We start from the raw sequence: 14,984 nt of genomic DNA on the forward strand, positions 1-14,984 counted from the left end.
GTTGAAATAGAAACGACTAAACGCCTATTTCTTTTGGATTTTTGGGGTAAAAATTGTCGGCCTTACGCTCTAAGTGATTAAAACGGCGAGTGTTTTTGTAGGGTAATTTCATAAAGCCAGATACGCCGTGGCCTTGAATTTTGCCGACATGATGCAAGATTCGATCGAGACTGGCGCGAAACGCCGCCTGTTTACGGGGGTTCAGCAATTTCAAATAACTGTGGATCTTTAAGTGATTCGGCAGTGCCTCAAAAATAATGCAACCCGTGTGGTGGATTTGGTTGATCCGTGCCAGTTCCTCCATGATTTCGCTCGGTAATTCGAGGTTTTCATCGGGATCTTTACCGTCTTCAAAGTAGGAATGCAACCGTGACTTATCCTCGAGTGTGGGCACATCGCCGACTTCAAAGGGCAGTTGTAAATCGGCACTGGCGGCAAAAGGTTCGTGAGTGTTTTCGCGCTCAATATGCAGTGTGTCCCTCGCGTTAAAGAAACAGGCCTTAAAAACCCCGATACGTTTAATGCCCCGTGCCAGCGTAACCATATTATTCACCGCAATAATCAAGGCACTTTTTTGTTTGGCATCGTAGATGGCAAGGTTTGAGTCTATATAGACGCCTGTTTCCTGCCAATGAATTGCCAGCCCTCCCACTATCGGATATTGGCCTAACCGACCTACGGCCGCAATAAAGCCTTTTTCGGTATCGCCCATACCCGCGAGGAAGTTGCGATAGTATTTTTCGAGCTGAATATCATCCATCTTCGCGATCGGATCTTGGGCATTATGTTCTTTTAAAAAGGATTTTCGTGAACTGTAACTCACAGTTTCAACATCCTTCTCGCGGGATTGCACCCAGACGGGGATCTCGCTCTGCAGTTCAGGTTTAGGCAGTTCGGGTAGGTGTAACCTGTGGCTGTGACGCATGCTTTTTAAAAAGTAATCCCCCGCAATGTTACGTTGCTTGGCATCGCTACTGAGCATGCCTTCTAGGGTGCGGGCAAGCTCAATGGGTAAACCTATGCTGGTGGGGGGAATGACCTGTGCGCCGAAACGGCTCGCTTGCCCTGAGGCGAGGGCATACAAGGTTGCAGCAACCCCTTGTTCATCGAAACGTGGGCTTGAGAGGGCGCCATTTAGCTGTTCTTCCCCAATAAAATACACGTCCCCCATACGGGCATTAGTATGCTGCTGATCGCTCGACATCAGTGCCATGACATTATCTTCGACGGGTTTGTTATATTCGTCGCGCTGGGCGAATACCGCCGAGCCCCAATCGATCAATGACAAGTGTTGGCTTTGGGTATCATAGACTAAGTTTGAAGGCTTTATATCGCCATGAACCAATGGTTTACCCGTGCGTAGGTAATACAGTATATCGGCCAGTTGCCGGGCAATACTCATCACCATGGCCGTGGGCAGTGCACCCAAACGGCGGCAAAGTTGCTCAAGATCTTCCCCCTTAGCGCGTTCCATCACTAGGATCCCTTGCTTTCCGACCCGCTCAAATTTGATGGCGGCGGGAACATTGGGATGCTTGAGCAAGGAGAGCATAAAGGCTTCTTCTTCGAGCCTATCTTGAATATGTTGCGGTAGATTAATCCGCGAAAATTTAAATACATGGGCATCGCCTGCAAGATTGACTCCCGCAAAAACGAAGCCATAGGCTCCCTTGCCGATAAATTCGATATCGGTATAACCCAGTTTACTCAGCTGTTGTTTACAGAGGCGGATCCAAGCTTTGTGCTTGCGGGCATCATTGGCCTTAAGCAAATAGATGGATTGCTCTTCAGAAATGTAAAAATGCTGTAGCTGGGGTGTTTGCAAAATCGTACTCCTTGTTTTGTTCATTTAACCAGTAAGCGGGGGAAATAATCAAATATGGGGGGATTTATTTTTGCCAGTTTACGCATAACGCTAAGAGTTGGCGCGATTGTCGGTTTACCTATCCCATCATTTCGTCGCTGACTTTGACTTATATCAAGTTAAATTGGGTGAACTATAGGTAATCTTTGGGACAGTGGATGGGATAAATAACCCGCAGGCAAAATGTATTTGAAGGAGGGCATATGCCCGCCCAATATAAAGCGTTATTGATTGAATTATTAGAATATCCGCGTAAACGAATCCTACAGTCAATGGAGGTGACCCATTGTCCCCACGCGGTATTTTTCAATGACAGTGATGAGCAGTGTTTAACTTGTCACCAGGGCATGGAATGCATTTGGATGAACCAGAACGATGAGCTCGTTGCGGTAGAACAAAAATCCATTACCGAATTGAAACAGCAATTGTTGATTGCGGTGGATTTTATTGACTCCTCCTTGAGTCCACATCACTTATCTCGCCGTCAATGTCAGTGTGATAATTGTGTTTGGCTTCGTAAAGTTCAGGCAGCGTTAGATCAGTAAGTGAGTCTTTGCATCCCTATGATTAACTTGTTATATCAGATTTTTGCATCCATAGGTAAATGTCATTAGAGTAAGGGTAACTTTAGTGATTTGAGACATATTTATGGAACCCAGTTTTTGGCATGACAAGTGGCATCAGCAGCAAATAGGTTTTCATCAACAGGATATCAATCCCTTCCTCGTTAAATATTGGCAGAAGCTTGCATTGCCCGCCGATGCTAAAGTCTTTGTTCCCCTGTGTGGTAAGTCATTGGATATGTGCTTTTTGGCCGAACAGGGTCATCAAGTGATAGGTTGTGAATTGAATGAGCTAGCCGTACAGCAATTTTTCAGTGATAACCAGCTCGAGGTGACAAAAACGGCAGTGGGTGAGCACCAGCACTATCAAACCGAGCAGATCAGTTTATACCAAGGCGATATCTTCACTTTACCGAACGCGCTTACGCAAGATGTGATGGCATTTTATGATCGTGCGGCATTGATCGCTTGGCCCGAAAGTATGCGAGCCCAATATGCCAAGCAGCTAGCGAGCTTATTACCCAGTGGTAGCCTAGGCTTGCTAGTGACCTTAGATTATCCGCAGGAGACATTAAGTGGCCCACCATTTGCGGTATCACCGACTTGGGTTGAGACATATTTAAGTGGTGATTTTGAAATCCAAGGGGTGGATTGCCAAGATGTTCTCGCCGATAACCCTCGATTTATAAAGAAAGAAGTACCTTGGTTGAATGAGGCCGCTTACCTTTTAAAACGCAAATAGCAAAAATGTTGTCTCTGTCCGCATCCCATTTTGTTGGATTATCACTGAATGGGGAGACACTGAATGGGATGCACCATCAAAAACGAGTTGTAGATATACAGTCTTGCTCGCACTCACAAATGCGCCATAGGCAATAAAGGCGAAAAGCTTGTCTTTTGGTTAGAGGGATCTCAAGGGGAAGTTTGGGGCTGTGGGCCGATATGTACAGGCCGAACGTTCGCTACAGGGCTTAAGCAACCTCGTAATAATTCGGCTCAAGCTCTAATTGATTTTGAATGATCTGCACGGCCATTCTGGCGCATTTACCACACTGATTGGCTACACCTAAGCGCTTCTTAACGTCAGCGAGTGAGCTATCGCCCTGGCTTACGGCATTTTTAATTTGCGTGTCAGTGATGGCATGGCAAAGACAAACGTACATTTTTTCGTCTCCAATCTGAATTGCGCTAATTCTAAATGAAAACACTTATCAAATGCAATAATAGTTGTTGTTTTAGTTTATGACTTGCTTATTTTGGTACGCGGCGCACATTTTTTAGGCTATTCTCTGTTTCATGCATCTTAATAATGAAGTGCTAATTTAAGGTGTAAATCATCAGGAACAAGGCTCTAGGTATGGACGACTCATGGATGGTTAATTGTAAAATTACATAATAAACACATAAGGTTATCATGAGAGCTAATTTACCTATTACGCAGCGCGAATATGACTATCCGGCGGATTGGATTTTACTGTCGACAACAGATACCCAAAGCCATATTACTTACGCGAATACCTCGTTTTGCACCGTTGCTGGTTATGAACTCGATGCTATGTTAGGCCAACCCCATAACATGGTGCGTCATCCGGATATGCCTCCCCAAGCGTTTGAAGATCTTTGGAAATGCATCAAAAGAGGCGAACCATGGAAGGGAATTGTAAAAAACCGCTGTGCCAATGGTGATCACTATTGGGTTGATGCCTATGTTTCGCCAATTTCAGTTAATGGTCAGGTGGTGGAGTTTCAATCGGTCCGTACTAAACCTAGTCGTGAACAGGTTAAGCGAGCTGAGTCAGCCTATGTTGAATTGAAGAAAACGGGTAGCGTTAATGCGTTAAAACGAACGTTGAACATGCCGACAAAAATGCTGTTTTTAGTCTTTTTGGCGATGTTACCCATGCTGTATCTGGCTCTGCAAGTTGGGTTAATCGGCTTTATCGCCTTAGCGATTAGCATGTTGATCTTGTTGGTTGGCGGTAACTTAATACTTGGTCGCTATAATGCCTTAGTTACAAAGGCGAAGCGCATCTATGATAATCCCTTAATGGCGCATATTTATAGCGGCAACAGTGATGATCTTGGCGCTATAGATCTAGCGTTGCAAATGCAAAACTCAGAACTTAAATCCATTCTTGGACGCGCAGCTGACTCCTGTAATAACGTCACTCAACAGGCAAAAATATCTGCGGCCAAGGGGAAAGATATTCAGAATACCAGCCAATCACAACTCTCCGAGATAGAGCAAGTCGCTACGGCGATGCAGGAAATGACTGCGACCCTAGGGGATATGTCATCCAATTGTGCCGATGCGGCGAGTGCATCGCAAATGGCGTCAGCACAGACAGTCAATGGTGATAAAACGGTGTCGAGCACTATTAGTGCGATTCAAGCTATGGCGACACAGTTACAGGAAACCTCCCTGGTAATTACTGAACTCGAAGCTCATAGCACAGAGATAGGAAAAGTGCTCGATGTGATCCAAAGCATTGCTGGGCAAACCAATTTACTCGCATTAAATGCCGCGATTGAAGCGGCGAGGGCCGGAGAACAAGGACGAGGTTTTGCCGTCGTTGCCGATGAAGTCAGGGCGTTGGCACAGCGTACTCACGATGCAACTAAGGAAATCCAGAATATGATTAATCTGTTGCAACAGGGTACAAACAAGGCAGTTCTGAGCATGCAACAGGGAGTCAATGCGGCTTCCCAATGTATTTCAACTGCGGATATGGCTGGCTCTGCCCTGCGTACGATCCGCGAGGCGATTGCCACCATCACCGATATGACCCATCACATTGCCAGCGCGGTGGAAGAACAATCGAGTGTGGCTAATGAAATGAATCGTAATGTGGTAAATGTATCGCAGTTTACTCATTCTAGTCATAAGCTGGGCAGTGAGATGGTGAAGCTCAATGACGATGTGATCCGCGAAATGGATTCCCATTCGGTATTAGTGGGTCAATTCCTTAAGCGGAGTTTTAAGGTTTAATGAGCCACAGCTTCCGTATGAAGGCGATACCTCTATGCCCTAAACCTTGGGCCTAGTATGTCCTATCATACGGTATCGCTAATGAACTCTTGCGGGCAGGTCTTCCTTGGGCAGATAAGCGATGCTGTTACAAGTGCGATTTAGTAACCCCTTGTAAAGTCAATTTGGGATAACAAGGGCTCGCCCTTGATGAATCTATAGTAGTTATCGCTGAAAATATGAACTATTTGCTCGGGATGGCTTGGCGCCGAAATGTGTGGTGTGATCACAGCGTTTGGTCTGTCCCAAATAGGGTGGCTTGCAGGTAAAGGTTCTTGTTGGAACACATCTAATATCGCTTGCTGTAACGGATGGGAGATAAGCTGTGCATTGAGCGCATCGAGATCTAATGCATCACCACGGCCCACATTCATCAGGATGGCATCTTCCTTAAGCATTGACAGCCTATGTGCATTTAGAATATTGCGAGTTTCTGGGGTACTGGGCAGCAAATTGACCACAACATCGGCATCGCCTATGGCTTGCTCTAATCTTGCTATGACTTCAATCTGATCAAACCCTGCAACGGCTTGACCACTGCGGTTTATTCCCGTCACATGCATCCCAAAATGTTTTGCCGTTTGTGCAACCTGCTGTGCAATAGAACCTGTACCGAGTAAAAGGAGCTGCATTCCCTGTAATGTCGAATGGCGCATTTGGGGCTGAACCTGCCAGTTTTTTTGCAGCTGTTGCTGCCGGTAAAAATGGTGCCCACGGATATGTACAAGCAAATAACCAAAGAGGTATTCACTCATTAGTGGTCCAAAAATACCTTTTATGTTAGTGAGTTGGTAGTCTTTTCTTCCCCTTGGACTGATCAGGGCATCTATACCCGCAAAGCTGGACTGTAGCCATTGCAGTTTTTTGGCATGGGGCAGTAAAGGTGCGGCGAGTTTAGGTTCAGCGAGCCAGATGTCGGCATTGGCGATATTGGCGGGATCATCACTGAGTAACACCAGACCCGCTAGGTTCTGTGCCTCAATCAGCTGACGATACTGTTCATTTGTCTTAGTGAGCAAGAGTAACTTGTGCCCCATGGCGTCTCCCTTTATGCTTGGTTATTGTTATTTTTCAATGTGCTGGTAGCCAATATTTGAGGCTGCATGGCACCTTTTCAGGTTGAGTATTATGTTTGAACAGTTAGTTGCGATTATTGCACACTTGGGGAATATGCTTCGTCCTTGGGCATTTGAGATTGCCACCGCTATGTTGGTGTGCCTGATTTTAGTGTTTTCGGCCGATATAAACCGCATGATCAGGCGCCATCTTTTGGGGCATTCCTTTGTGTTACGGACCGTTGTTTTTATTATTGTAAATGCCTTCGGTTATGGTCTATTGATTGTCAGAGTCATCCCTTGGGTGGCAAGGCAAATCGTGGCTATGCCATCCCATTGGATGTTTTTACTCATTGTGGCCATGTTTATTTTTATCGGCTATTGGGCGCAGCGAAATAACCAAGCCTAATCACTCTAGATAACTGATCCCCATTATGCTGCATCGCAGGGCATCGCACGCAGGCACGCCAGTAACTCTTCCCTGAGGGCTCCACCGCACCAAATGCATCCATATAAAAAAGCCCGTTCGCCCTCCATGGCTCACGTTCGTAGCGTATCGCTATGCGATGCTCACCATGCAGAGGGCCTGCTTAGCGATACTCGGCTCGTCACGATAGATTCGATACGTGATCTCATTTACTCAAAGTAGCCTTGGTAATTTGTGCTGCTGGTTTGGGTGAGTACTTTCATGGCCCGATCGGGATAATTGCTAAAAATACCATCGACCCCCATTTGCTTAAGTGCATGGATATCATCTTGATGATCGACAGTATAGACATACACTTTAGCTCCCCTGTGGTGGGCATCATCCACTAGGGCTTGACTGATAAAACTGATATCTAAATGCAATGAATAAGCCGCAAGTTCACTGACTACCGCCGCGCCATCTAAGGGAATGCTGGCAAGCAGTGGTGCGACTAAGGCCCTAGGTAATGCTTGCTTTACTGCCTGTAGATAGGGGTGGTTAAAGGAGGAAAGCAGTAATTGCTCAGGAGTAAAACCGAGTTCATTTAATGCCTTAGGATATAATTCGAGCAAAGGTGCAACGGTATTTATGCCTTTCAATTCAATATTGACAATGCAGCGACCCGCGACCAATTCAAGCACTTGCCAGAGAGTTGGGATGGGCTCTCCCTTCACATTAATGCTTTTAAGGTAGGAGTGATCGATTAAGTGGATCACGCCGGTGCCTGAGCTTTTGTGATCGAGCCGTCTGTCATGGAATACAACCAGCTCGCCCTCGACATTATGGACGTCAAGCTCGATAGCTTGGACGCCTAACTGCAGTGCTTTAGTCATGGCTGCTAAGGTATTTTCAGCCTCGTAACCGCTGGCGCCGCGGTGAGCAAAAATAAGCATGTTCTATAACCCTGTTAATTTCGAATTATGCCGACCTGATCGCGACTCTGGCCATTTTTGATATGGATTTCCATCTGCGGATAGGCGAGTTCTAAATTGTTTTCTTTGAGCTTTTTAGTGATGCGTTTATGGAGATCGTGGCGTAGTGGCCAGCGAGCCGACATATCTTTGGCATAGGCACGCACCTCGTAATCTTGGGTATGCTTACCAAAACCTGCAAACCAGACCTCAGGCTCTGGAGTCGCCAATGCATCCTCACATTCCCGCACCGCTTGGTAGAGGGTTGCCTCGACTTTGGCTGGATCAGAATCCCGCGCCACCGACACATAAACAATGACCCGCGTAATAGGATCTGACAAAGACCAGTTGATCAGTTGTTCGGTGATGAAGGCTTTATTGGGAATAATAATTTCCTTTCTATCCCAGTCGATAATAGTCGTGGCGCGAATTTGAATTTTACTCACAGTACCGGTGAGATCGCGGATAGTGACCGTATCGCCAATACGCACGGGTTTTTCGAACAGGATAATTAGACCCGAGATAAAGTTGGCAAAAATCTCCTGTAGGCCGAAACCTAAACCGAGTGATAGCGCGGCAATTAACCACTGCAGTTTGGACCATTCCATTCCCAGATTTGAAAAGCCAATCAATAAACCTAAAAAAACCACTAAATAGCGGCTGACCGTGGTAATCGCAAAGCCTGTGCCGGGCGTCAGATCGAGCCGTTGAAGGATCATCAGCTCTAATAATCCGGGAAGATTGGTCGCTATCATCAATGAGAACCCCACGATAATTAATCCAAACATCAGGGATTTCATTGTGATAGGTAACTGTTGTTCTAAACCATTAATGCTAGTGTTAGTGGTCCACAGAGTAATGCCATCGAGGAAGGAAAACAGCGCCGTGTGGGTTTGTGTCCAAAGGCCAATTAGGCTGGCTAAAAATGCGAGTAGCAACAGAGAGCGTACTAACCCTAGGGACTGGCTCGAAATAGTTTCGAGGTCGACAACGGGTTCTTCGTAGGTGTCGAGCCCATCATTCGAGAAATGGTGTGTTTCCCCTTTTTCCCGTTGTGCTAAGCGTTCGGCACGTTTGGCCTTAGCACGATCGAAGGCGATACGCCGACGTTCTATCAACATCCAACGTTTAATGAGTTGGTATAACAGTAAAAAACCTAGGCCTAATATCAAGGAAAGCTGTAACTGTAACAACATCTGGAAGGCGGTAAAGTAGTAACCTCTGAAAGCGAGCACGGCACTGAGCAGCGGCACCGAAATCAATAGCGCCCAGAGCATTTTTTGGAGCAGCTTCTTATTCTTACCATCCTTTTGACTATCGATATTTTGGCGGCTAAGGATGAGAATGTCTTTGTAGAGTAAAAACAAGACAATACAAAAGAGGATAAATGCTCCTCGGCCTATGCTGTTACGCACCAGAGAGGCGTCTAATACTTCGGTAAACCCCATTAATCCCAGTAGGGGACTCACCACTAATACAAAGTGCTTTAGCCTAAATTGGCCTGCTTGGATGAGTTTCGAGGGGCGCTTAAAGTGTCCAACCAAAACCCCCTTATCGAGGGCCAAGATAAAAATCAAACGATACAATAAATAAACTAGGCCAATGGCTAAAATCCCCATGCCCACGGCTTGCACGAAGTTGCGGTCGGATTGGTAGAAAATCCACCCGGCAATGACCACAGGCAAAGGTTTTATCAAGGCATAACCAATACTGCTGATAAGCGCTTTTAGGGTGTAAATGAACTTATCTTGGGTCACGTTACCGACATAAGTGGCGTAATGGGTGACTAGCCGATTAAATTTAGGTGTAACGAGATCTTGGATGACGAGACATAGCACCAACAGAATTATCCACCATGACCAATAGTCGTTCTGCTCTTGCCAGGCTTTATCCAGTTGCCCCCACTGTGCTTGTTGCACTAACCATAGGGTGCTGCGCTGGACGTCTGTCAGCCATAATTTATTAATACTGGCAGCATTAGGCACCCAGAATAAATGTTCGTTAAGGGTATTTTTAAGGGTGAGATTTTGTTGGCTAAGTTGTTGATAATTTACTTTAAGTTTGCCAAGTTCACTCAGGTATTGATCGTAACCTTGCATTAACTGCGTCAGCAACACTTGCTGGGAATTAAGCAGCTTAATTTGCGTATCAGTGTAGAGACTTGACTGCTCTAATTCCTGTTCGTTGAGTGCTTGTTGCTGTTCTAGGTGATATCTGTCTAATCGCGCATCGGCGATAAGCGTTTGAAGTTTTTCGTGGTTGGGTGGCTTAGGCAGTGATTGCAACATTTGCAAGAAGCGTTCGCCGAAGGCGGAATTCATTTTTACCCAAGTAATTTGTTCTTGGATATTCGCCAATTGCTTAGCTTGGGACTGATATTGGATCTCAGCTTGTTCCTGCTGCTCAATCACATTGTTGATTTGCAAGGTTAAGGTTTGCAGTTTTTGGCCATAGATCTGGTTGGTATCGATAATATTGCGCGTGACAGGATCGACGGCCTTATCCGTCGCAACCAGATTTTTGGCTAAGGTTGCATCGGTTTGCTGTTGGCGCTGTTTATTCATCGCCTTGTTGATGGTTTCAATCAAGGCTTCCTGTTGGATCAATTGCTGTCGTACTAACTGCAATTGTAACTGGGTTAGTTCGATACGTTTTTGGCTACTGGCAAGTTCCGCTTCATTGGTTGTTAGGCTCTGTTCTAAGAAGATCCGTTGGGTTTGCTGCAATTCCCCCGTTGGAGTATCTAAGGGGGCAAGCTCAGACTTCTTGCTTTGCAGCACATTCTGCCTTGCCGTCGCAATCACAGAGGGTAAAACATTATGGCGTTGTAATAACTCATTGACTTGATTGCCTAAGGCGGACTCGCTTTCCTTTAATTCCGACAAGCGTAGATAGGCCATCGATGCCTGTTGGCTGAGATCTGTGCCTTTATTTAGAGATAGCTGTCTTGAAGCCTCTTTGAACCCTTGGTTTATATGGTTTTTGTGTTTTTCAAAATCCAGCTGTGTCTGTTGGAAACTGGCTGCATTAGCCGCCAGTCTATTGATGTTGCTTTTTAGCTCGGCAATTTGTTCATCAATGCTAATGGCCTGTTGCTGATTTTGGTTGTTTAAACCAAGACGCTTATCCAATTGCAAGGGCGAATTGGCTAAGGTGTAAAAAGAGAAAAAAGCAATAATGAACAATAAAATACGTGACATATCGACTAAAAATAACCCGGGGAAAATGACGCACTCATCTTAGCCAACTTAGGCTGAGATTGGTATGTTTCACACCTTCTTTTTTTGCCGCTGTGATTGGTGTGACTGGTGGGTTTCAAAAATTGCCGTGGCAACGATTATCGTACCGCCAACCAAGGTTGTGAGACTCAATTCTTCACCCAAAATCACCAGCGCCAGCATGGCACCATAAAAGGGTTGTAAACAGGAGACTAGCCCGACGGTTTTTGCACTTAAATGCCGAAGTGCCGAGGTAAACAATGCGTGGGGTGCCGCGGTAAATGCCACGCCAAGCAAGATGATTAATCCCCAGACGTTCAATGGAATGCTGTTAAGGTCGGCCTCATGCCAAGGCGACAAAAAAATCACAGCCACTAAGGTCTGGTAAAACATCGCATGGGGGCCAGAGTATTGAGTAAAGTAGCGTTTTTGGAGCAAATTCCGGGCGGTAAATAGCATGGCCGAGAGAATGCCGATAGCGATTCCTAGGGTGGTATCATTGCCAAGATTGGCCTCCGGGATCAATAAAATTACCCCAATGAGCACTAGTACGCCGCTCGCAATATCGAGTAGTTTGATTTTATGCCCCGTTAACAGGGGCTCGGCAATGACTGTCATCACCGGATAGGTAAAAAAGGCAATCATACCTATGGCAACGGAGGAGAGCTGCATCGCGGCAAAGTAGGTGACCCAATGTAGGCTCACAATAACGCCTAAACCGATAGCGACCAGATAATCTTGCTTGCTGGCCAGCGTTAACCGTTTATGCCTGAGTTTGACCAGCAAACCTAACACAGTAGCGGCCACGATACAGCGTAGGAAGGTGATGTCGAGGGCACTGAGTGGGATTAATTTAGAAAACAAAGCCGTGCCGCCAAATAACAGCACAGCCAAATGTAATTCAATTAATCCCGAAGGTTTAGTAGAACTCAAGAAAGCTTAATCCGCTTGCTTAACGTCTTTCAGGTTAGCGAAGGCTTGACCCATACGCGTAACGGCTTCCGCTTCAACCCCTTCTGCAAAGGTATCAATCGCATCTTCAGCAAATAACATCACCACAGTACTGCCCAATTTAAAGCGGCCCATTTCATCGCCCTTATCTAAGGTGATGGCATCGGGTCCCTGCGTTGGGTATTCCCAAGTGAACACTTGCTTACCCGTAGGTGGTGTGATGGTGCCTGCCCAGACGGTTTCAATGCTGGCAACGATAGTCGCGCCGACTAATACCATGGCCAGAGGTCCTCGCTCGGTTTCAAAAATTGCCACAACACGTTCGTTACGGGCAAAGAGGCCGGGAACGTGTTTGGCGGTTAATGGATTGACCGAAAATAGCTCGCCAGGCACATAGGTCATTTTCGATAAAGTGCCTTTAATCGGCATGTGGATACGATGGTAATCCTTAGGTGCCAAATAGATAGTCGCGAAATCACCGCCTTCGAAACGCTTGGCATCATTGGCTTGATCCCCCAGTAAGGTGAGCGAAGAGTAGTGATGGCCCTTAGCCTGGAAAATGCGACCATCTTTGATTGGGCCCAATTGACTCACAGCGCCGTCAACGGGATGCACCATAATTTGGGGATCTTGGTTGACGGGGCGAATACCCGCTTTTAAAGCACGGGTAAAGAAGTCATTGAAGCTTTTGTAAGCCTCTGGTTCGCTCTGGGCCGCTTCGCTCATATCAATTTTATATTGTTTGATAAACCATTTAATGGCGGCCGTGGTCAAGGCGCCTGCTTGTGCTGCGGCGAGCTTACCCACTAAGCGTGATAATAGGTGTTTTGGCAGCATGTACTGCAGGGCAATTTTGACTTTATCCAATTTTAATTCCTTTCCTTACCGCTCAATCTGTGCTGAGACCGTTGTTTTTCACCAATACGTTGTTATTCATCCGCCGCAGCGCGGAAATGCCGCGCATGGCGTTGTTCATCGAGGCTGGCAATAATGCGATGGTAATTGTTGAAGCGATCTTCACTAATTTTACCTTCATTCACTGCGGCTTTTAATGCACAACCCGGGTCATCACCGTGTTTGCAGTCGCGAAATTTACAGCCACCTAAAAAGTCGCGGAATTCGATAAAGCACCAGCCTACACGCTGTGCGGGTAAGTGCCACAGGGCAAATTCCCGTACACCGGGGGAGTCAATCAAATCGCCACCGCTGGGCAAATGCAATAGTTTGGCCGTGGTAGTCGTGTGCTGACCTAAACCCGAGTTATCGGAAACATCACCTACTAATAGATCGGCATCTGGTAATAGAGCATTGATTATAGAGGATTTCCCTACGCCAGACTGACCAGCAAATACGCTGACTTTATCCTTAAGTAATCCTTTAATGGTATCGATACCTTCGCCTAACTTGCTGCTGACCTTATAAACCGGATAGCCAATATCTTTATAGCGCTGTAGCGCTTCATCTATTACCTGGGCTTCATCGGGGTTGAGCAAGTCAATTTTATTCAAAATGATAATAGGCGGAATATCAGTGTCTTCGGCGGCCACTAGGTAGCGATCGATAATTTGGGTGGTAAAACTGGGCAATACTGATGAAACGATTAAAATTTGATCGATATTGGAAGCAATAATCTTAACGCCATCGTATAAATCTGGGCGTGTCAGCGAAGAGCGTCGCGGGTGAACGGCTTCAACGATACCCGCAATACCGCTGTTGGCTTGACTCTCAATGGCTAAGCGCACAACGACCTTGTCGCCAGTGACTAAACTATTAATGGTTCGGCGAATATTACAGCGGACTATCTGGCCGTCTTCGGTTTCGATGTCTGCATGTTGGCCAAAACGGGAAATTACTGTACCGCTCTGTTCGGCTCCGAGTGAACTATCCTGTAACTCTGGCGTGTTTTTTTCGCCGTTGTCACGATTGAGTCGTTTCTCGTGATTGGCACGCATACGGCGTAATTGACCTTGGCTTAGGGGTTTCTTTTTACTCACTGATTCGTCTTCGTCAATTAGGTGATTTTTTGTGTTGGAAAAAAGCAGTATGATACACGCTCTTGAATAAAAATGCCTGAATTTAGGCTAACTGACACAATAAGGCAGATTTATGGCGGCAGATGCAAATAATCTCATTTGGATTGACCTGGAGATGACGGGACTTGAGCCCGATGTAGACAGGATCATTGAAATTGCCACATTAGTAACGGACCAAGAACTCAATATCATAGGCCAAGGCCCTGTGATCGCCATTCATCAGTCGGATGAAGTACTGGCGGTCATGGATGATTGGAATCAAAAGCACCACGGAGCGTCTGGGCTGATTGAACGTGTGCGTGCTAGCCAAGATAACGAAGCGCAAGCCGTTGCCAAGACGATTGCTTTTTTAGAGCAATATGTGCCCAAAGGTGCTTCACCTATGTGTGGCAACAGTGTTGGCCAAGATCGACGCTTCTTAAATCGTTATATGCGTGAATTGGAGGATTACTTCCATTATCGCAACCTTGATGTTAGTACGGTAAAAGAGCTAGTGAGACGTTGGAGCCCTGAGACTATGGCGGGTTTTAAGAAGGAAGGTACCCACCAAGCACTCCAAGATATTCAAGAATCGATCGCAGAATTACAGTATTACCGCAGCAAAGTATTTAAAATTTGACCGATCAGCAGATAAATCTGCAAGAAGGGGTTGCAGCCGCATGAATTTTTCATATAATGCGGCCTCAACTTTTTGATGCGGACAGAGATGGACGGTCATTTAGGTTAAAAGCGACATTAGCTCAGTTGGCAAAGGCAGAGAGACGATACCTTTGTTAATGTTGAAGGCGAATGTGGCAGCGATGCGAAAGGCGACATTAGCTCAGTTGGTAGAGCGATACCTTGCCAAGGTATAGGTCATCGGTTCGAACCCGATATGTCGCTCCAATTTCAGACT

General features: G+C 46.1%; 13 protein-coding genes and 1 tRNA gene. 6 read left to right on the top strand and 8 right to left on the bottom strand.

Annotated elements, in window-relative coordinates:
- Nucleotides 1-16: 16 nt before the first annotated feature.
- Nucleotides 17-1,825, bottom strand: a complete 1,809-nt coding sequence (locus SOHN41_RS01150) for a protein kinase domain-containing protein (protein ID WP_007644587.1) — start codon at nt 1,823-1,825, stop codon at nt 17-19.
- 242 nt (nt 1,826-2,067) lie between these two features.
- Between SOHN41_RS01150 and SOHN41_RS01155 the strand changes: the two genes are divergently transcribed.
- The gene (locus tag SOHN41_RS01155) at nt 2,068-2,409 is read left to right on the top strand and encodes a hypothetical protein (protein ID WP_007644589.1); all 342 of its coding nucleotides are present in this window, start codon (nt 2,068-2,070) and stop codon (nt 2,407-2,409) included.
- A 103-nt stretch (nt 2,410-2,512) separates the two neighbouring features.
- Nucleotides 2,513-3,169, top strand: coding sequence for a thiopurine S-methyltransferase (locus SOHN41_RS01160; RefSeq protein WP_007644591.1), 657 nt, complete (start codon nt 2,513-2,515; stop codon nt 3,167-3,169).
- Nucleotides 3,170-3,398: 229 nt separating this feature from the next.
- Here SOHN41_RS01160 and SOHN41_RS01165 read toward each other — a convergent pair whose 3' ends face one another.
- A complete protein-coding gene (locus SOHN41_RS01165; protein WP_007644598.1) occupies nt 3,399-3,590 on the bottom strand; it encodes a bacterioferritin-associated ferredoxin in 192 nt (63 codons plus the stop codon).
- 251 nt (nt 3,591-3,841) lie between these two features.
- Between SOHN41_RS01165 and SOHN41_RS01170 the strand changes: the two genes are divergently transcribed.
- The gene (locus tag SOHN41_RS01170; protein WP_007644603.1) at nt 3,842-5,416 is read left to right on the top strand and encodes a methyl-accepting chemotaxis protein; all 1,575 of its coding nucleotides are present in this window, start codon (nt 3,842-3,844) and stop codon (nt 5,414-5,416) included.
- 140 nt (nt 5,417-5,556) lie between these two features.
- Here SOHN41_RS01170 and SOHN41_RS01175 read toward each other — a convergent pair whose 3' ends face one another.
- A complete protein-coding gene (locus tag SOHN41_RS01175; protein WP_007644604.1) occupies nt 5,557-6,492 on the bottom strand; it encodes a D-2-hydroxyacid dehydrogenase in 936 nt (311 codons plus the stop codon).
- Between the two features lie 91 nt (nt 6,493-6,583).
- On the opposite strand from SOHN41_RS01175, the gene SOHN41_RS01180 reads away from it, so the two are divergent.
- Nucleotides 6,584-6,919, top strand: coding sequence for a DUF3392 domain-containing protein (locus SOHN41_RS01180; RefSeq protein WP_007644605.1), 336 nt, complete (start codon nt 6,584-6,586; stop codon nt 6,917-6,919).
- Nucleotides 6,920-7,146: 227 nt separating this feature from the next.
- Here the strand turns inward: SOHN41_RS01180 and SOHN41_RS01185 are convergent, their stop codons facing one another.
- The 5 genes from SOHN41_RS01185 to rsgA all read right to left on the bottom strand — a co-directional run bounded on the left by SOHN41_RS01185 (nt 7,147) and on the right by rsgA (nt 14,050).
- Nucleotides 7,147-7,869, bottom strand: coding sequence for a glycerophosphodiester phosphodiesterase (locus SOHN41_RS01185; RefSeq protein WP_007644606.1), 723 nt, complete (start codon nt 7,867-7,869; stop codon nt 7,147-7,149).
- Nucleotides 7,870-7,883: 14 nt separating this feature from the next.
- Nucleotides 7,884-11,087 carry a mechanosensitive ion channel domain-containing protein gene (locus SOHN41_RS01190; RefSeq protein ID WP_007644607.1) on the bottom strand — a complete coding sequence of 1,068 codons (3,204 nt, stop codon included), beginning with the start codon at nt 11,085-11,087 and terminating at the stop codon, nt 7,884-7,886.
- A 69-nt stretch (nt 11,088-11,156) separates the two neighbouring features.
- Nucleotides 11,157-12,038, bottom strand: a complete 882-nt coding sequence (locus SOHN41_RS01195; protein ID WP_007644609.1) for a DMT family transporter — start codon at nt 12,036-12,038, stop codon at nt 11,157-11,159.
- A gap of 6 nt (nt 12,039-12,044) precedes the next feature.
- Nucleotides 12,045-12,923, bottom strand: a complete 879-nt coding sequence (gene asd / locus SOHN41_RS01200; RefSeq protein ID WP_007644611.1) for an archaetidylserine decarboxylase — start codon at nt 12,921-12,923, stop codon at nt 12,045-12,047.
- Between the two features lie 62 nt (nt 12,924-12,985).
- Complete coding sequence (gene rsgA, locus SOHN41_RS01205) at nt 12,986-14,050, bottom strand: small ribosomal subunit biogenesis GTPase RsgA (protein WP_007644614.1); 1,065 nt, start codon at nt 14,048-14,050, stop codon at nt 12,986-12,988.
- Between the two features lie 112 nt (nt 14,051-14,162).
- Here rsgA and orn point away from each other — a divergent pair, with 112 nt between their 5' ends.
- Nucleotides 14,163-14,708 carry an oligoribonuclease gene (orn, locus tag SOHN41_RS01210; protein ID WP_007644616.1) on the top strand — a complete coding sequence of 182 codons (546 nt, stop codon included), beginning with the start codon at nt 14,163-14,165 and terminating at the stop codon, nt 14,706-14,708.
- A 190-nt stretch (nt 14,709-14,898) separates the two neighbouring features.
- A tRNA-Gly gene (locus SOHN41_RS01215) sits at nt 14,899-14,974 on the top strand.
- Nucleotides 14,975-14,984: the final 10 nt, after the last annotated feature.

The organism is Shewanella sp. HN-41, assembly GCF_000217915.1.
Taxonomy (GTDB): Bacteria; Pseudomonadota; Gammaproteobacteria; order Enterobacterales; family Shewanellaceae; genus Shewanella.